Source organism: Tateyamaria omphalii, assembly GCF_019802125.1.
Taxonomy (GTDB): domain Bacteria; phylum Pseudomonadota; class Alphaproteobacteria; order Rhodobacterales; family Rhodobacteraceae; genus Tateyamaria; species Tateyamaria omphalii_B.
In genome coordinates, this window is sequence record NZ_JAHVHT010000003.1 from 263,890 (window position 1) to 281,757 (window position 17,868).

General features: G+C 60.4%; 20 protein-coding genes. 11 read left to right on the forward strand and 9 right to left on the reverse strand.

The annotated features are described in order from the left end of the window. The first annotated feature begins 130 nt into the window (after positions 1–130). The 5 genes from KUV51_RS13690 (at position 131) to KUV51_RS13710 (ending at position 4,681) form a co-directional block, all read left to right on the forward strand. The gene (locus tag KUV51_RS13690; protein ID WP_222522196.1) at positions 131–1,258 is read left to right on the forward strand and encodes an ABC transporter substrate-binding protein; all 1,128 of its coding nucleotides are present in this window, start codon (positions 131–133) and stop codon (positions 1,256–1,258) included. Between the two features lie 88 nt (positions 1,259–1,346). After that, positions 1,347–2,264, forward strand: coding sequence for a branched-chain amino acid ABC transporter permease (locus tag KUV51_RS13695; RefSeq protein ID WP_222522197.1), 918 nt, complete (start codon positions 1,347–1,349; stop codon positions 2,262–2,264). Further along, on the forward strand, positions 2,264–3,247 hold the full coding sequence (locus tag KUV51_RS13700; RefSeq protein ID WP_222522198.1) for a branched-chain amino acid ABC transporter permease: 984 nt from the start codon (positions 2,264–2,266) through the stop codon (positions 3,245–3,247). The genes KUV51_RS13695 and KUV51_RS13700 overlap by 1 nt, the downstream gene beginning before the upstream one ends. Continuing rightward, positions 3,240–3,995 (forward strand): ABC transporter ATP-binding protein, encoded by a 756-nt coding sequence (locus KUV51_RS13705; RefSeq protein WP_222522199.1) that lies wholly within the window; start codon positions 3,240–3,242, stop codon positions 3,993–3,995. Before KUV51_RS13700 ends, KUV51_RS13705 begins: the two co-directional genes overlap by 8 nt. Next, positions 3,992–4,681 carry an ABC transporter ATP-binding protein gene (locus KUV51_RS13710; protein WP_222522200.1) on the forward strand — a complete coding sequence of 230 codons (690 nt, stop codon included), beginning with the start codon at positions 3,992–3,994 and terminating at the stop codon, positions 4,679–4,681. Before KUV51_RS13705 ends, KUV51_RS13710 begins: the two co-directional genes overlap by 4 nt. Positions 4,682–4,695: 14 nt before the next feature. On the opposite strand, the gene KUV51_RS13715 is transcribed toward KUV51_RS13710, so the two are convergent. After that, a complete protein-coding gene (locus KUV51_RS13715) occupies positions 4,696–5,925 on the reverse strand; it encodes an FAD-binding domain-containing protein (protein ID WP_222522201.1) in 1,230 nt (409 codons plus the stop codon). A 132-nt stretch (positions 5,926–6,057) separates the two neighbouring features. On the opposite strand from KUV51_RS13715, the gene KUV51_RS13720 reads away from it, so the two are divergent. From KUV51_RS13720 to KUV51_RS13745, 6 genes are all read left to right on the forward strand, one after another. After that, a complete protein-coding gene (locus tag KUV51_RS13720; protein ID WP_222522416.1) occupies positions 6,058–6,699 on the forward strand; it encodes an ATP-dependent Clp protease proteolytic subunit in 642 nt (213 codons plus the stop codon). 162 nt (positions 6,700–6,861) lie between these two features. Beyond that, on the forward strand, positions 6,862–8,127 hold the full coding sequence (gene clpX / locus KUV51_RS13725; RefSeq protein WP_147110934.1) for an ATP-dependent Clp protease ATP-binding subunit ClpX: 1,266 nt from the start codon (positions 6,862–6,864) through the stop codon (positions 8,125–8,127). Between the two features lie 111 nt (positions 8,128–8,238). After that, complete coding sequence (locus KUV51_RS13730) at positions 8,239–8,601, forward strand: RidA family protein (protein ID WP_222522202.1); 363 nt, start codon at positions 8,239–8,241, stop codon at positions 8,599–8,601. Positions 8,602–8,696: 95 nt separating this feature from the next. Beyond that, a complete protein-coding gene (locus KUV51_RS13735; protein WP_222522203.1) occupies positions 8,697–9,080 on the forward strand; it encodes an NADH:ubiquinone oxidoreductase subunit NDUFA12 in 384 nt (127 codons plus the stop codon). Between the two features lies 1 nt (position 9,081). Beyond that, complete coding sequence (mlaD, locus tag KUV51_RS13740; protein WP_222522204.1) at positions 9,082–9,534, forward strand: outer membrane lipid asymmetry maintenance protein MlaD; 453 nt, start codon at positions 9,082–9,084, stop codon at positions 9,532–9,534. Next, a complete protein-coding gene (locus tag KUV51_RS13745) occupies positions 9,531–9,899 on the forward strand; it encodes a DUF2155 domain-containing protein (RefSeq protein ID WP_222522205.1) in 369 nt (122 codons plus the stop codon). The genes mlaD and KUV51_RS13745 overlap by 4 nt, the downstream gene beginning before the upstream one ends. Here the strand turns inward: KUV51_RS13745 and aat are convergent. From aat to KUV51_RS13785, 8 genes are all read right to left on the reverse strand, one after another. After that, complete coding sequence (gene aat, locus KUV51_RS13750) at positions 9,863–10,498, reverse strand: leucyl/phenylalanyl-tRNA--protein transferase (protein ID WP_222522417.1); 636 nt, start codon at positions 10,496–10,498, stop codon at positions 9,863–9,865. The genes KUV51_RS13745 and aat overlap by 37 nt on opposite strands. 108 nt (positions 10,499–10,606) lie before the next feature. After that, entirely contained in the window at positions 10,607–11,953 is a 1,347-nt protein-coding gene (gene accC, locus KUV51_RS13755) for an acetyl-CoA carboxylase biotin carboxylase subunit (RefSeq protein WP_222522206.1), read from the reverse strand. Between the two features lie 10 nt (positions 11,954–11,963). Next, on the reverse strand, positions 11,964–12,458 hold the full coding sequence (gene accB / locus KUV51_RS13760; protein WP_222522207.1) for an acetyl-CoA carboxylase biotin carboxyl carrier protein: 495 nt from the start codon (positions 12,456–12,458) through the stop codon (positions 11,964–11,966). A 173-nt stretch (positions 12,459–12,631) separates the two neighbouring features. After that, a complete protein-coding gene (locus tag KUV51_RS13765; protein WP_222522208.1) occupies positions 12,632–13,822 on the reverse strand; it encodes a calcium-binding protein in 1,191 nt (396 codons plus the stop codon). Between the two features lie 190 nt (positions 13,823–14,012). Then, positions 14,013–14,768 (reverse strand): ABC transporter ATP-binding protein, encoded by a 756-nt coding sequence (locus KUV51_RS13770; protein WP_222522209.1) that lies wholly within the window; start codon positions 14,766–14,768, stop codon positions 14,013–14,015. A 12-nt stretch (positions 14,769–14,780) separates the two neighbouring features. Then, a complete protein-coding gene (locus KUV51_RS13775; protein ID WP_222522210.1) occupies positions 14,781–15,545 on the reverse strand; it encodes an ABC transporter ATP-binding protein in 765 nt (254 codons plus the stop codon). A 12-nt stretch (positions 15,546–15,557) separates the two neighbouring features. Beyond that, complete coding sequence (locus tag KUV51_RS13780; RefSeq protein WP_222522211.1) at positions 15,558–16,757, reverse strand: branched-chain amino acid ABC transporter permease; 1,200 nt, start codon at positions 16,755–16,757, stop codon at positions 15,558–15,560. Positions 16,758–16,760: 3 nt separating this feature from the next. Next, the gene (locus tag KUV51_RS13785; protein WP_222522212.1) at positions 16,761–17,792 is read right to left on the reverse strand and encodes a branched-chain amino acid ABC transporter permease; all 1,032 of its coding nucleotides are present in this window, start codon (positions 17,790–17,792) and stop codon (positions 16,761–16,763) included. Positions 17,793–17,868 lie beyond the last annotated feature (76 nt).

The window sequence follows — 17,868 nt, forward strand, 5'->3', positions numbered from 1 at the left end:
AGTTGTGGGACGATCCGGCTCACAATACCCACCATGGTGCCACCTAGGGCTTGACAGAACCGGGTGTGATAAGCGCCTCTTGGGCATGAATGCAGGCCGCGAGAGCCTCGTAGACAAGGGAGACACTTCAATGACATTCAAACAGCTTCTGGCTGCGACCTGCGTCGTGGCTCTTGGTGCGGGTGCACAGGCCGATGGCGTGAAGGTTGGCATGATCACCACGCTATCAGGCGGCGGTGCAGGCTTGGGCATCGATGTGCGCGACGGGTTCATGCTGGCGGTGAGGGGCAATGACGACATAGAACTGGTGATCGAGGACGATCAGCGCAAGCCGGACATTGCTGTGCAACTCGCCGACAAGATGATCCAGTCCGAAAAGGTCGATGTGATGACCGGTATCATCTGGTCAAACCTCGCCATGGCGGTCGTGCCTGCGGCAACGGCGCAGGGAAAGTTCTACCTGTCACCAAATGCGGGTCCCTCGGCCCTTGCAGGCAAGGGATGTCACGAAAACTACTTCAATGTGAGCTGGCAGAACGACGCCTTCTCAGAAGCGGCCGGCACTGCGCTGAGCGGCGAGGCAGGGAAGGTGTTTCTGATGGCGCCGAACTACCCCGCAGGCCAGGACATCATGGCGGGCTTCAAACGAACCTATGAGGGTGAGATTGCGGCCGAAGTCTATACCAAACTTGGCCAGACCGACTATGCGGCTGAAATCGCACAAATGCGCGCAAGCGATGCCGACCAGATCTATTTCTTCCTGCCCGGCGGCATGGGGATTTCGTTTATGAAGCAATATGCAGGGTCTGGTGTGGACAAACCCGTCTCCGGACCGGCGTTCAGCTTTGACCAGGGTATTCTGGGTGCGATCGGCGATGCAGCCGTCGGCGCCAAGAACACGGCGCATTGGTCCAAGGATCTTGATGTGCCCGGCAATGCAGAGTTCGTGGATGCGTTCCAGGCCGAGTACGGACGGCTCCCATCAATCTATGCGGCGCAGGGGTTCGACACCGGTTTGCTTCTGGCCTCTGCTGTCGCCAAGGCGGATGTGGATGATGCCGACGCATTCCGCGCAGCCCTGAAAGAGGCGGAATTCCAGTCGGTGCGCGGCAAGTTTTCCTTTGCCGACAACCACCACCCGGTGCAGGACATCTACATGCGCGAGGTGATCAAGGAGGGTGACCTGGTCACCAATCGGATCGTCGGTACGGCGGCTACGGATCACAGCGACCCATACGGCGCGGATTGCAAATTGTGACCCGGTTGGCCCCGGTCGTGTCCGGGGCCGTCTTTTCCATGAAAACAAAAGGCTTGCTGGACAAAAGTGATCCTGCAGGACGGGGTGAATGACGACGCTTCTGTTGATCGAGCAGGTGCTAAACGGTCTGCAATCTGGGATCATGCTGTTCCTGATGGCGGCCGGCCTCACGCTGATCTTCGGGGTGATGGGGCTGATCAATCTTGCACACGGCTCGCTCTATATGATCGGAGCCTTTGCCGCGGCGGCTGTGGCGGCGGCCACCGGGTCATTCCTGTTGGCCCTGATCGCCAGCCTGGTGGCGGCGGCGGCCGCCGGGGTGGTGATCGAAGTTGGCGTGATCCGCAGGCTTTATGACCGTGATCATCTGGACCAAGTGCTGGCCACTTTTGCACTGATCCTCATCCTGTCCGAAGGCACGCGCTGGCTGTTCGGGTCTTTTCCGCTTTACCTTGACGTGCCTGCGGCACTCGCCGGACCGGTGACATTGCCCGGCGGCATTGCCTATCCCGCGTACCGTCTGGTGATCATCCTCGTGGGCCTTGTCCTGGCGGTGGGCTTGTTCCTGCTGATCGGTCGGACACGCATCGGCATTCAGATCCGCGCGGGCGAGGCCGATCGGGAGATGATCGCGGCCCTTGGCGTCAACATCTCGCGCCTCTACACACTTGTCTTTGCCCTGGGCGCTGCCCTTGCCGGGCTGGCTGGTGCCCTGGTGGGGGCCATTCAATCTGTTCAGGTCGGCATGGGTGAGCCTGTGCTCATCCTCGCCTTCGTGGTCATCGTGATTGGCGGGATCGGGTCGATAAAGGGCGCGCTTGTCGGCGCGCTGCTGGTCGGGTTGACCGATACGCTGGGGGGCGTGTTGCTACCGCTGGCGCTGAGTGGGATCATGGATGCGTCCTCGGCCACGACCGTCGGGTCGGCTCTTGCCTCCATGCTGATCTATGTGCTGATGGCGGTGGTCCTGATCTTCCGTCCCACCGGCCTGTACGGAACAGCGTGATGCTGCGCGAACGAACCTTCAATATCGTTGCATTTCTTGCTTTGCCACTTGTGGCATCCATCGCTCTGGCTTTGGACGAACCCTTCATCATTTCACTTGCCACCCGAGCCGCCATTCTTGCCTTGGCGGCCGTCGGACTGAACCTGGCCCTGGGGTTGGGCGGACTTGTCAGCCTGGGCCACGCGGTGTTTTTCGGGCTCGGCGGCTATGCCATGGGCATTCTGGCCAGCCATGCCCAAAGCTACGTGCCGCTCGATCTTGGGTTCATTGTGATCGAGGGGACCAAGTCGATGCCGATCATCTGGCTTGTGGCCGTCGTTGTCAGCGCTGCAACGGCTCTGCTGATCGGGCTTTTGGCCCTTCGTACCGCTGGCGTGTACTTCATCATGATCACACTCGCCTTTGGCCAGATGTTCTATTACTTCACCATCTCCTGGCCTGCTTACGGAGGTGAAGACGGGCTGAGCATCTATGTGCGTAACGACTTCCCCGGATTGAACACGCTCGATCCAATCCAGTTCTTCGGACTGGTCTTTGCAGTATTGGCGGCTGTTCTTTGGGTGATGGGACGGATCGAGAGGTCTCCGTTCGGCCTTGCCCTTGGGGCGGCGCGTCAAAATGCAGTGCGGGTCGAAACGGTCGGGCTCAGCCCGTTTCGCTTGCGTTTGGTGGCCTTTGTCATCTCGGGCGCTGTAACCGGGCTTGCAGGGGCGCTTTTTGCAGATCTGAACCGGTTCGTATCGCCCACCATGTTCAGTTGGCAGATGTCGGGTGAGTTCATCATCTTCATCGTGCTCGGCGGCATCGGCCGCCTGTATGGCCCGGTCGTGGGTGCCTGCCTGTTTGTTCTGCTGGAACACCTGTTGAGCGGGATCAGTGACTTCTGGCTGATTTACCTTGGTACGGTGTTGCTTTTGGTCGTTCTGTTTGCCCGTGGCGGCGTGATCGGTGCGCTGTCGAAACCGGATGCAACTCATGACTGACCCGCTTCTGGACATACAGGCGCTGTCCAAATCCTTCGGCGCCCTGCGCGCCACGGCGGATGTTTCGCTTGCGCTGGTGCCTGGCGAAATTCATGCGCTGATCGGACCGAATGGGGCGGGCAAGTCGACCCTGATTCAACAGATCGCGGGCGGGTTGGCCCCGGACGCTGGGCGGGTCATTCTGGATGGCCGGGACGTAACCGGGCTAAACACCGCAGATCGTGCCCGATTGGGCTTGGGGCGGACGTTTCAGATCAGTGCGCTCGCGATGGAAAACACGGTGCTGCAGAACGCAATGCTCGGTTCGGTCGGCGCGGCGCGAAATGCTTGGCGTTTTCTGCAGCCGGTCATGGGCGACGCGCGCCTGCGCAAACAGGCCGAGGCCTCCATTGAGCGCGTCGGCCTGGAGGAAGCTGCCAACACGCCAGTCAGCGCTCTGAGCCATGGACAACGTCGGCTGCTCGAGGTGGCCGTCGCTCTGACCTTGGACCCCAAGGTGTTTCTCATGGATGAACCCATGGCCGGACTTGGGGCCGAGGGTACGGCACGCATGACCGACTTTCTGGGGGATTTGCGCAAGGAAGCCCCCATCCTGCTTGTGGAGCATGACATGGATGCGGTTTTTGCCCTGGCCGATCGCATTTCGGTCCTGGTTTCGGGAAAGATCATCGCAACCGGCACGCCCGATCAGATCCGTCGCAACGACGACGTGCGAACGGCCTATCTCGGGGACGAGGTGCTCCCATGACGCTTTTGCGCCTCGACCAAATCGCGGCTTCCTACGGAGCAGCACAAGCTTTGTTTGGGGTAGATCTCCATCTCGAAGAAGGGGAGGTGCTGGCCCTCATGGGCCGCAACGGTATGGGGAAGTCGACCACTATCCGAGTCATTTGCCGATTGATGAAGCACAGTGCCGGACACGTGCAGTTCCTGGGGCGGGACATGGCGCAGGTGTCCCCCCATGAGGCCGCCCGGGCCGGTCTGGGCCTCGTGCCAGAGGGGCGACGCATCTTTGCATCGCTGACGGTACGCGAAAACCTGATGGCAGCCGCACGTCCGGGCTTATGGGACTTCGCGGCCGTCACCCGATTGTTTCCGCGTCTCAAAGAACGCGAGGGACAGATAGCACGCCACTTGTCGGGCGGGGAGCAACAGATGCTCGCCATCGGGCGCGCGCTGATGACGAACCCGCGCCTGATGCTGCTGGATGAGGCGACCGAAGGTTTGGCACCGGTCGTGCGGCAAGAAATTTGGGATGCTCTGGATGCCGTACGGCGCGACACGGGTATGTCTTTGATCGTTGTCGACAAATCGTTGACCGAATTGGGCCGGATCGCGGATCGTGCCACGATCCTTGAGCGTGGTCAGTCAGTATGGACGGGTTCGATGTCGGATGTCGCGGGGGATGTGGCGAACACTTATCTTGGCGTCTGAAGATCTGGGCGGCGCTACTCCGCCGCCCGCAACCCGCGCAGTTCGCCCAGCAAGCGCGGAATCTTGTCCTTGAATCGAAAGAACCCATGGGTCGCGTTGGGCCACGCCGTGCTGTCGAATGTCCGACGAATGCGACGCAGCGGCGGCGCAGCGTCTTGCCCGCTGTACCGGGACAAGACATCGGCAGCTGGCCCCACGGGCGCATAGGCTGTGACCACTTGATCAACACCCGCTGCCTCGGCCCAGGCCGACAGGGCCGCTGCGGTCGGTGCGACATGAGACACCGCGCCCAAGCGTTCGCCAAAGCGATCAACGGTATCCTTGGCCGCCGCGTCTGCAAATTCTGTAACATGCGGTGCCATGGCCAAGGGTGACAGGCCGCTCCGCGTTGTGATGATCGCGGTGGCGGTCGGTGCGATCCCCGCGTCCAGGATGAAACCGGGGCTTAGATCGTCGTCATGCAGGATCAGGCCTGTGCGCGGGCTGGGGATCGGCAGGTCGGCCTCGGGCAGGAGCATTGCATCCGGCTTCGGCGGGGCGGACAGGGCGGGTGCTTCGCCTGCCAACTGCCACTTGGGCGCAAAGCGTCCCTCGGTGTATTTCGATATGTTCGAGGTGCGCGCGAGGTAGGTCTTGCCCGGTGTCTGGATACCCGCCACCCACCGCCAGCTCAGCGTATTCGATGCGGGATCGCCATCAAGCAGATGACGCAGGAAAAAATCAGCGCCCAACTCCCAGGGCAGTCGGAGCGTGAAAATCCAGATCGAAGCAAACCACATCCGGGCGTGGTTGTGCATATAGCCGGTTTCGACCAACTCGCGCGCCCAGGCGTTGAAACACTCGATATCCGTTTCGCCCTTGCACGCCTGCTCCCATCGGTCGCGCAATCCCGATTGGGTCTGAACATTGTCAAGCGCGCCCTTCAGCGATGTCTTGTACTGCCCCCAAGCAGCGGGCCGCATCTCCAGCCATCCTTTCCAGTAGGTCCGCCAGTATACCTCCTGTATGAACTTTTCCGCGGCGCTCGGGCTGTGGCGTAACAGCGTTGCCTCAAGCACTTCAGCTTCGGTCAAGAGACGGGCGCGGATGTAAGGTGACAAGGTCGACACACCGTCATGGTTGTCGCGGCCCAGATCGTAGTTGCGCCGCGCGGCATAATCGCGCCCGGCTCGGGGCACAAAGCGGTTCAACCGTTCAAGTGCGGCGGTGCGGGTCGGAGGAAATCTGGTCAAGGCTTCGGTCATGGGGGGCGAGCTAGGGGGACGTGCGCCCTCTTCAAGCGCCCGCGTGCTCTTGCAGCCCCCGTTGGCCGATACTAAGACTCGGGTAATATCTCTGCGGGTATGGTCCTGCAGACGTCTGACGAGGCAGGACTTATGCGCGATCCCATTGATCAATATGCTCACATCACCAACAACCTGGTCCCCATGGTGGTCGAACAGACCAGCCGTGGCGAACGGGCCTACGACATCTTTTCGCGCCTGCTCAAGGAACGGATCGTGTTTATCAACGGGCCGATCCATTCCGGAATGAGCCATCTGGTTGTGGCCCAGCTGCTGCACCTCGAGGCGGAAAACCCGTCCAAGGAAATCAGTATGTATGTCAATTCGCCGGGCGGCGAGGTGACGGCCGGGATGTCGATCTACGACACGATGCAGTATATCAAGCCCAAAGTGTCGACCCTGATCTGCGGCATGGCCGCCTCCATGGGTTCGGTTGTTGCGATCGGAGGTGAGCCGGGGATGCGCTTTGCCCTCCCGAACTCCGAAATCATGGTGCACCAGCCCTCGGGCGGGTCGCAAGGGACAGCCGCAGACATCCTGATCTCCGCCCGTCACATCGAGAGAACGCGCGAGCGTCTGTACCAGCTCTACGTCAAGCACGCCGGTCAAGACTACGATACGGTAAAGCAGGCGCTGGATCGCGATACCTGGCTGACGCCAGAAGAGGCAAAGGAATGGGGCCACATCGACGAGATCGTGGACCAGAGATCGAAGCCTGACGATGACGAAAAATAAGGCAATTGCGCTGGTCCTCACGGCCAGCGTGATCTGACCGCGAGGTCAGGCAAAAAGACGATTGTGGACCCCGCGGGGCTGTCCTAAGCTGACGGGCAACGCGGGGCGAACCGGAAACCCACCGGCGCCTGAGATGGCGGCATATGCCGGGAAGGACGCGATATGGCGACGAATTCGAGCGGCGACAGCAAGAATACCCTCTACTGCAGCTTCTGCGGCAAGAGCCAGCACGAGGTCCGCAAACTGATTGCAGGCCCGACCGTTTTCATCTGCGATGAATGCGTCGAGCTGTGCATGGACATCATCCGCGAAGAGACGAAGGCATCCGGCCTGAAGTCGACCGATGGTGTGCCAACGCCCAAGGATATCTGCGAGGTACTGGATGACTACGTGATCGGCCAGGCCATGGCCAAGCGTGTGTTGTCGGTCGCCGTGCACAACCACTACAAGCGCCTCAACCACGCCCAGAAGGGCGGGGACATCGAACTGGCGAAGTCCAACATCCTGCTGATCGGTCCCACGGGCTGCGGTAAAACGCTGCTGGCCCAAACGCTCGCGCGCATCCTCGATGTGCCGTTCACGATGGCGGACGCGACAACGCTGACCGAAGCGGGTTATGTGGGTGAGGATGTCGAAAACATCATCCTCAAGCTGCTGCAGGCCTCCGAATACAACGTCGAACGTGCGCAGCGCGGCATCGTCTATATCGACGAGGTAGACAAGATCACCCGTAAGTCCGAAAACCCGTCCATCACCCGCGACGTGTCGGGCGAAGGTGTGCAGCAGGCACTGCTCAAGCTGATGGAAGGTACGGTAGCTTCCGTTCCGCCGCAGGGTGGGCGCAAGCATCCGCAGCAGGAATTCCTGCAGGTGGATACCACCAACATCCTGTTCATCTGCGGCGGCGCCTTTGCGGGCCTCGACAAGATCATCGCGCAGCGCGGCAAGGGCTCGGCCATGGGCTTTGGTGCTGATGTGCGCGACAATGACGAACGCGGCGTGGGCGAAATCTTCACCGATCTTGAGCCCGAAGATCTGCTCAAATTCGGCCTGATCCCGGAATTCGTCGGTCGTCTGCCGGTGCTCGCAACGCTCGAGGATCTGGATGAAGACGCGCTTGTCACCATCCTGACCCAGCCCAAGAATGCGCTCGTCAAACAATACCAGCGCCTGTTCGAGCTTGAGGATACAACGCTCACCTTCACCGAAGACGCGCTGAGCGCTATCGCCAAACGCGCCATCGAGCGCAAGACAGGTGCGCGTGGCTTGCGGTCTATCCTCGAGGACATCCTGCTCGACACCATGTTCGAACTTCCGGGCCTCGAATCGGTGACCGAAGTGGTGGTGAACGAAGAAGCGGTGACATCCGATGCGGCACCGTTGATGATCCATGCCGAAGCAGAGAAAGAACCAGCCTCGGCGGGCTGATCACATCGTGACATTGGATCGGAAGGCGGGTGTCACACCCGCCTTTTTCATGTCGTCATAGTGCAATCGTAAGGCGCACTTACGTGTGCGCCCAACCCCAAAGGAAGCGCCATGTCCATTCAACGCATCCACTCCGGTGGCGAATATGAACCCAAGGTCGGCTATTGCCGCGCCGTGGCGGCGGGCGGCTGGATCCACGTCGCAGGCACAGTCGGTCACGGCACCACTGCGGTTGAACAATGCCGCTCCGCACTCGAGATTATCGGGAATGCCCTAAAGGAATGCGGCGCTGACTTCAGTCACGTGGTGCGCGTGACTTACATGCTCCCTGACCGCAACGAATTCGAACCGTGCTGGCCGATGCTGCGCGAGGCTTTCGGGGACAACCCGCCCGCCGCCACGATGATCGAATGCGGGCTGATCACGCCCGAGGACCGGATTGAAATCGAAGTGACGGCCTACAAGGGAACGTGATCACCTTCATGCCGGATCGGCGCCTGTGCGTCCGTGTCCACTGGACGACGCTGGCATGATGCGGCATAGACGGTTCAAAGCGCTGGAGGCGAAACATGGGCATTCTCAACACGCTGCTGCGGGCAGTCACCTGGTGGAACGGCCAAACTCTGAACACGCAACTCTTCACGGCCCGCAAGGGCGTGAAAGTGGGCGAAGACAGCCAGGGCAACGTCTTCTACAAGACGCAGGACGACAGCAAACGCTGGGTGATCTACAATGGCGAGGCCGAGGCGAGCCGGGTGGATCCCGAATGGCATGGCTGGCTGCACCGCACCTGGGATGAGCCACCAACAGACAGGCCGCTCAAGCGCAAGGAGTGGGAAAAGCCGCACCAGCCCAACCTGACCGGCACGGCGCTGGCCTATGCACCCGCTGGTTCGATCCGCAGGGCGGAGCCGGCGGACCGGTCCGACTACGAAGCCTGGACGCCGGAATAACATGGCCGAGAACACGACCGAGGTGCTGGTGGGCGGCGTCGTGCTTGCTGCGGCCATCGGGTTCGCCGTCTACGGCGCGCAAGTCGCAGGCCTTGGCAACAGCGGCGGGGCGTCCTACCCGCTCACGGCCAGCTTCCGCAGCCTTGAAGGGGTGAATGTCGGCACCGATGTCCGCCTTGCTGGTGTAAAGGTTGGCACGGTCACGGATGTCACGCTCAATCCCGAAACCTACCGTGCCGACACCGTCGTGTCGGTACGATCAGACACGCAAATCCCCGATGACAGCGCCATCGTCATCAGCTCCGAGGGGTTGCTCGGTGGCAATTTCGTTGAAATCATGCCGGGTGGATCACCCTTCTATTTCGAAGGGGGTGATGAAATCACCGACACCCAAGGATCTGTCAGCCTGATCTCACTCCTGCTCAAATTCGTCTCCGGGGGCGAAGGCGAATGATACGCCGCGCCGCACGCATTGCGGCACTGGCGGTCTGCATGGCCACTGGCGCCATGGCCGAGGACCCAACGGAAAGCGCGCCGGGTGCCGTTCTGCGTGGCCTCGACAAGTTCAGCGGCCAGGTCGTCGACATCGAGATGCTGGCGGGGCGCACCGTGCGGTTCGAACGCCTCAACATCACGCTGACCGAATGCCGCTATCCTTCGGGCAACCCATCGGGGAACGCCTATGCGGGGCTGCAAATTTCTGAGGTCGGGCGCGACGGCGTTGTGTTCTCCGGCTGGATGATCGCCTCTGCCCCTGCTTTGAACGCGATGGAACACGCCCGCTACGACGTTTGGGTCATGCGCTGCACGACGTCCTGAAAACTGCCAATGGTCGCGGATGTGAAATCCGCTGAATGGACCCCAAGCGCGTGGTCCAGCCGCGCGTGGTAGGTTGCGCGCGTGATTTCCTGCGCACCCAATGTTGCGAGGTGCGGTGTCAGGAACTGCGTATCAAAAAGGGTGAAACCGGTGCGTTGCAGGTGATCTACAGCCGCCGCCAATGCCATTTTCGATGCGTTCGGTCGGCGAGAGAACATGCTTTCCCCAAAAAACGCGCCCTTCAGCACAACGCCGTAGACGCCGCCGACCAACTGGCCCCCGTCCCACACCTCGATCGACCGCGCCTGACCCCGATCATGCAGGGCCATGTAAAGCCTTCGGATTTCGGGATTGATCCAAGTGTCCACGCGGTCCGCACACCCGTCCACCACACCGGCAAAATCCGCATCTGCGCGCAGCACCCAATCCGTCCGTCGCATCGCCCGTGCAAGCGAGCGTGAGATATGGAACCCATCCAGCGGCAGCACGCCACGCATACGCGGATCGACCCAGAACACCTCCGGATCGTCGCGCGACTCCGCCATCGGGAAGATGCCCGCAGCATATCCCTGCAACAGCAGCTCAGGCGTCAGTCTGATCTCGTCTTTCATGTGTGGGTCCTGCGAATATGCCGCCAGATTACCGCGACAGCCGCGCACAAAAAAGGGACCGCCGCGGCGATCCCTGTTGAAAGCGTGTCCGGCCGATCAGTCTGCCTGCGCTTCAAGCCACTTTTCCAGCCAGTGAATGTTGTAGTCACCGGTGTGGATGTCCTTTTCGGCCAGCAGGGCGTGGAACAGGGGCACCGTCGTGTCGATCCCGTCGATGATCAATTCGCCCAAGGCCCGGTTCAACCGTGCCAACGCCTCTGCCCGGTCGCGTCCATGAACGATCAGCTTGCCGATCAGGCTGTCGTAATAGGGCGGGATCGAATAGCCGTCATAAAGCGCCGAATCCATGCGGACCCCCAGGCCACCCGGGGCATGGTATTGCGTGATCCGTCCCGGAGAGGGCGAGAAATCGGGCAGCTTCTCAGCGTTCAGCCGCACCTCGATCGAGTGGCCGTTGATCTCCAGATCCTCTTGCGTGAACGACATGTCCATGCCGGACGCCACACGGATTTGCTCGCGCACAAGATCGACGCCAAAGATGGCCTCCGTCACCGGGTGCTCCACCTGCAGCCGCGTGTTCATCTCGATGAAGTAGAACTCACCCTTTTCGTACAGGAACTCGATGGTGCCCGCGCCGATATAGTTGATCTTGGCCACCGCATCCGCACAGATGCGCCCGATCTCGGCCCGTTCTTCAGGGCTGATCGCGGGGCCGGGCGCCTCTTCAAACACCTTCTGGTGGCGCCGTTGCAGCGAACAATCCCGCTCGCCCAGATGCACGGCGCGGCCCTTACCGTCGCCAAAAACCTGGATCTCGATATGGCGCGGTGTGGTGAGGTACTTCTCAATATAGACTTCGTCGTTGCCAAAGGCGGCCTTGCCCTCGGCTCGCGCGGTCATGAAAGCGCTTTCCATGTCGGCTGCGGTCTGCGCCACCTTCATCCCACGTCCACCGCCGCCAGCAGTGGCCTTGATGATGACGGGATAGCCGAACTCTTCGCCGATGGCCTTGGCTTCTTCCAACGTCGCGACGCCCCCGTTCGAACCGGGCACGCAAGGCACGCCGAGTGCCTTCATCGTGTCCTTCGCCGTGATCTTGTCGCCCATGACGCGGATATGCTCGGCGGTCGGACCAATGAAGGTCAGCCCGTGATCTTCCACGATCTGCACAAACTGCGCGTTCTCCGACAGGAAGCCGTATCCGGGGTGGATCGCTTCGGCGCCCGTGATCTCACAGGCGGAGATGATAGCCGGGAAGCTGAGATACGATTGGGGCGAGGCCGGAGGGCCGATGCAAACGGACTCGTCTGCCATACGCACGTGCATGGCGTCTGCGTCAGCCGTCGAGTGGACAGCCACCGTCGCAATACCCATCTCTCGGGCTGCACGGATGACGCGCAGGGCGATCTCTCCGCGATTGGCAATCAGGATTTTGTTGAACATGGTGCGCCCCTTATTCGAGGATCACGAGCGGGGCGCCAAATTCCACGGCTGCGCCGTCATCGACAAGGATGCGCTTGACCGTGCCTGCGCGTGGGGCAGGGATATGGTTCATGGTTTTCATGGCTTCGACGATCAGCAGCGTGTCACCTTCGCTGACCTGTTGGCCGACCTTGATAAACGATGGCGCGCCCGGTTCCGCCTGCATGTAAACGGTGCCCACCATGGGTGACGTAACGGCGCCCGGATCGTTTGCGGGGTCTGCCGGAGCCTCGGCGGGTTCTGACGCAGCGACTGCTGCAGGCGCAGGGCTGGCGACGGCTTGTGGGGCGGGGGCGGCGACCTGGGTCACCACCTGTTGTGCAGTGTGGCGCGACACGCGCACATTCAGGCTGTCGTCTTCGCCATATTCGCGTTTGACCTGCAATTCCGTCAGATCATTTTCACGCAGCAGCTCGGCCAAGGCCTGGATAAAGGCCACGTCGGCGTCATGATTGCTTTTTGTCATTTTGTCCTCAACCGGTGGGCGGCGGCGCTTTCCGAACAGGGTTGGCGCATGCTCAGCGCCGCTTATAGCGCTGCTTATTCGCCGTGGAAAGCGCAGTTGGTGACGTTAGGACAACACCCGCACCAGCATGCATCCGAAAGCTGCATGCTGGTGCGGATTGACGTCAGGCGGGATCACAGAATGAAGTCGTCCGCCGTCAGGCTGTTCTGCTCGATGTCCAGCAGAGTAATCGAGTTGATGTGACCGTTGCTCAGATATGCCAGGTCGACAGCCTCATAGAGCCCATCGAGGTCAATCACCGCATCACCATCGGCATAGGTGATGAAGGCCGAAACGTCGTCAAAGTCGATCACCGCTTCTGTGATCCCGGTTTCGCTGTTGGTGCGCTGGACGGGTGGCAACCGAATAAGGTCGCCGTCACCAAAGTCGGTGATAACGTCTTCCCCGCTGCCACGGCTGAAATAGAACGTGTCCGCGCCGGAACCGCCCTGCATTGTGTCGTTGCCGCGCCCGCCAAGCAGATTGTCCCGACCGCTGTTGCCGAGCAGAAGGTCATTGCCATTTCCACCTGCCACGAAGTCGCTGCCACCACCGCCAATGAGGGTGTCGTCGCCTTCGCCGCCGCGCAGCGTGTCCTTGTTGCCATTGCCGACCAATCGGTCGTCGCCGTCGTTGCCTTCCAGCACGTCGCGACCGCCGCCGCCGAACAGCATCTCGTCGCTGGCGCCACCCCGCATTGTGTCGTTGCCCGCGCCGCCAAGAACCCGACCGGATCCGCCCAGCAGTTCATCGGCAGGGAGGGCCAGATACAAATCATTGCCGCTGCCGAGATTGACCTCGCCGATGGTGCCCGTGTTGACCACGACGTCGTTGCCGGAACCGGTATCGAGCCGCCCGGCAATATTCCCATCAAATGTTGTCCCTGCGCTCTCGAAGGAGAGAACCAGAACGATATCATCCCCTCCACTGGTACTGACATCGCCATCGACAAGACCGGCCGTATAGACGAAGTCATCCCCCAATCCCAACTGGATGTCGCCGATGATTATGCCTTCGTTCAGTATGGCACGCTGCCCGGTTTCAGTCAGTGAAATGGATGTCTCTGCGCGTCCGCTGCTCCCTATGACACCGGTGTTGCTGATGACGACATCGGTCGCACCGGCACCTTCAACGAAATCCCGGACAAAGCCATCATTGAGAAACAAGGCTTCGTTATCTTCCAGAAAAACGAAATTGCGTGCCTGTGTGCTGGTCTGCTCAATTTCCAGAACAGGAGCGAAGTCAAAGATGAAACCCTCAGGCAGGAAGGCGTTATTGTACAGGAAAGATGCGCGGTCAAACAGACCGCGTGCAAAAGTAGTCATATTTAAACCCCCAGGTTAACAGGGTAGTTTATGCCTTATTTTTGCCATAGTTTCTACAGACGCGAGCGTAGGTTTCCGAATTGAATACAATATCGAAAGCGGCCACGAATTAATTAAAAAAGAGGGCGTTAAGCCCTCTATTTCAACCGAAGATAGGTAATATCCTCAACCTCAGATAGATAATTGATGCCTAAATTGCGAGATATTCAGACCGTAATTCCTCATTTTCCAAAACTTCCGCAGCGGTTCCGTCAAAAACAATTCCGCCGGTGTCCAAAATAACGGCACGATCCGCCAGTTGAAGCGCGCGCACGGCGTTCTGTTCGACGATCACGGTGGTGATTCCCTGTTCCTTGATCACGGTCAGTGTCTTCTCGATCTCATCCACGATCACGGGCGCCAGGCCTTCATAGGGCTCGTCCAGCAACAGGACCTTTATGTCACGGGCAAGCGCCCGTGCGATGGCAAGCATCTGCTGTTCCCCGCCCGAAAGCGTGGTGCCCTCTTGAGTGCGGCGCTCGCCGAGCCGTGGGAACAGATCGTAAAGCCGCTCGATGGACCAGCCGATGGGTGGGGCGATCTGCGCAAGTTTCAGGTTCTCTTCCACGGTCAGCCCGGGAATGATGCGCCGATCCTCGGGCACCAGCCCAAGCCCAGCCTGGCTCGCCTCGTGGCTCGACATGTTGTGCAGCGGTTGGTGGTCCAACCAGATCTCGCCATGGGTCACTTGTGGATCACCGATCCGCGCAATGGACCGCAGGGTCGACGTTTTGCCAGCACCGTTTCGACCCAGCAGGGCAAGGATCTCACCCTCGTGGACGTTAAAGCTGATGCCCTGCACGATGTAGCTTTCGCCGTAGTAGGCGTGCATGTCCCACACGCTCAGAAAGGCGGGCGCTGTGGCTGCGTGGTTTGCGTGCTTTGAAAAGTCGGGTTTGACGTTCATCGGTCAGGCTCCTTACGCGGCATCTTGGGTTTCGCCCAGATACGCTTCGCGCACCTTGGGATGGCCCTTGATATTGTCGGGCGTGTCTTCGACCAGCGGGGTGCCCTGCGCCAGCACGGTGATCCGCTCGGCGAGGGAGAACACAACATGCATGTCGTGTTCGATGATCGAGATGGTGATGTCCCGCTCGTCCTTGATCTGCTTGAGCAGGTCGATGGTGTTGTTGGTGTCGGCGCGCGCCATACCTGCCGTCGGCTCGTCCAGCAGCAGCAGGCGCGGCTCTTGTGCCAGGCACATACCGATCTCCAGCCGCCGCTTGTTACCGCGCGACATGGTGGCGGCGTTGTCATTGCGCGCGTCGGCCATGTTCATCTCTTCCAGCATCTGCTCGGCACGTTCAACGATCTCGCGATCCTTGAACATGTCGATGAACGCATTGGGCGTGAACGCCCCGTCGCGCTTGGCGAAACAGGGGATCATCATGTTTTCCATGACGCTCAGCTCGCCAAAGATTTCCGGTGTCTGAAACACGCGGGAAATGCCCATCTGGTTGATCTCGTAAGGCTTCCGCCCCAGTACCGACTGCCCGTCGAACATGACGGACCCGGTGTCGGGGATCAGCTTGCCCACCAGACAGTTCAGCAGCGTGGACTTGCCCGCCCCGTTGGGGCCGATGATGGCATGAACCGTGTTCTCGGCCACACTGAGGTTCACGTCCCCCAACGCTTGCAGACCGCCGAACCGTTTGCCCACGTTTTTGACTTCAAGAATACCCATCGGTTTCTCTCCTTATTCCGCAGGCGTGGTTTTGCCGTCCGGTCCGTCTTCGGCCGGTTTCTTGCGCTTGAAGAGGCGGGCCACACGTTGGCCCCCTTCGACAAGCCCACCAGGCAGGAAGATCACGACCAGCATGAAGATGATGCCCAGCGTCAGGTGCCAGCCCTTGCCAATGAACGGGTAAACTAGCGACACGAGGATGTCCTCGATCCCGTCCGGCATGAAGGCGAACCACTGGTGCAGGATCTCCTTGTTGATCTTGGACAGGATGTTTTCCATGTACTTGATCGCACCGGCACCGAGCACTGGCCCGATCAGCGTGCCGACGCCACCGAGGATAGACATCAGCACGACCTCACCGGACGCGGTCCAGAACATGCGCTCCGCACCCACCTGCGTATCCATGGCCACCATCAGACCACCAGCCAGGCCGGCATACATGCCCGAGATGACAAAGGCGGCGAGGGTGTAAGGCTTGGCGTTCAGGCCCGTGTAGTTCAAACGCTGCTGGTTCGACTTCACGGCCCGCAGCATCATGCCAAAGGGCGAGCGGAAGATGCGGATCGACATGTAGAACGCAACCAGCATCACGATGGCCGCCACGTAGTAGCCCGCGTTGAAAGTAAAGAGCCAACCACCGACGCTCCATTCAAAGCTCGACCCCATTTCGAGCCCGAAGAGGTTCGCCTTGGGCGTGGCCCCGTTGGCCAGTGTGCCATCCAGAATGCGCGGGTCGGTGACTTTCGGCTGCAGCCCTGTTTCACCGCCGGTGATCGGTGTCAGCACCGAATAGGCGAGCGAATAGGACATCTGCGCAAAGGCCAGTGTCAGGATCGAGAAGTAGATGCCCGAGCGGCGCAGGCTGATCCACCCCACGGCGAGGCTGAAGATGCCTGCAACGATCACCGACACGAAGATCGCCGGGATTACGTTCATTGTGAGCAGCTTCATCATCCAGATCGCGGCGTAGGAGCCGACGCCGAGGAAGGCCGCGTGGCCAAAGGACAGGTAGCCAGTGAGGCCGAAGAGGATGTTGAACCCGATGGCGAAGATACCAAAGATCACGAAGCGCTGCATCAGGTCTGGATAGCCCGCATTGAACTGCGCCATGGCAGACCCTTCAGGGAAGGGGTTCAGCAGGAAGGGGGCCAGTACCACCAGTACGGCGACCAGAAGCAGGAGGCGGAAGTCTTTTTTGTCGAGACCGAACATTAGTTATTCCTCCATCACGCCCTTGCGGCCCATAAGGCCCCGAGGACGGGTCAACAGAATGATGATGGCAACCAGGTAGATGATGATCTGGTTGAGGCCCGGCAGCACCGCGAGGACCTCGCGCATCGAAGCAAAGCTTTCGAGAATGCCGAGCAGGAAGCCTGCGGCGACGGCACCGGGCAGCGAGCCCATGCCGCCGACAACGACCACCACGAAGCTGAGGACGAGGAAGTCCATGCCCATGTGGTAGTTGGGCGAGTTGATGGGCGTGTACATCACACCCGCAAGGCCCGCGACTGCGGCGGCGATGCCGAACATCAGGGTAAAGCGGCGGTCGATATTGATGCCCAGAAGCTGCACCGTCTCGCGGTCGGCCATGCCGGCCCGCACGACCATCCCGAAGGTGGTGAACTGAAGGAAGGCGAAGACTGCACCGATGATGACGGCGGCGAAGGCGAAGTAGATGATCCGCCAGTAGGGATAGATGATGATGTTGGGATCAAAGCCCAGCATCGCGCCGAAATCGAACGAGCCTTTGAAGGCCGCAGGAGCGGGTGTCGGGATCGGGTTGGCGCCGTAGTAGTACTTGATGATCTCTTGCAGCACGATGGCGAGGCCGAAGGTTACGAGGATCTGGTCAGCGTGCGGGCGCTTGTAGAAGTGCTTGATCAAGCCACGCTCCATGATCACACCGATGGCGATCATCACCGGGATGGCGAAAAGGATCGAGAGTGGGACAGCCCAGTCGATGATGGCCGCACCCGTCGTCTCGCCGAACCAGTCCATGACGTAAGGAACATCGACCTTGAGCGGGTTGCCGAGGAAGTCTGTTTGGGTGTCGTCCACAACCGTGTGGCTGAGGGTCAGGATCCGGCTCAGGGTCACGGCGCAGAAGGCCCCGATCATGAACAGGGCTCCGTGGGCGAAGTTGACCACGCCCAGAGTGCCGAAAATCAGCGTGAGACCCAGCGCAATCAGCGCATAGGCCGAGCCCTTGTCGAGCCCGTTTAGAATTTGAAGGATGATCGCTTCCATCGGCCGAACCTCTGGGTTGGGGCAGATGTCCCACGATGGGACATGTTATGTTAAATTATTGAAAGCCTGGGATCAG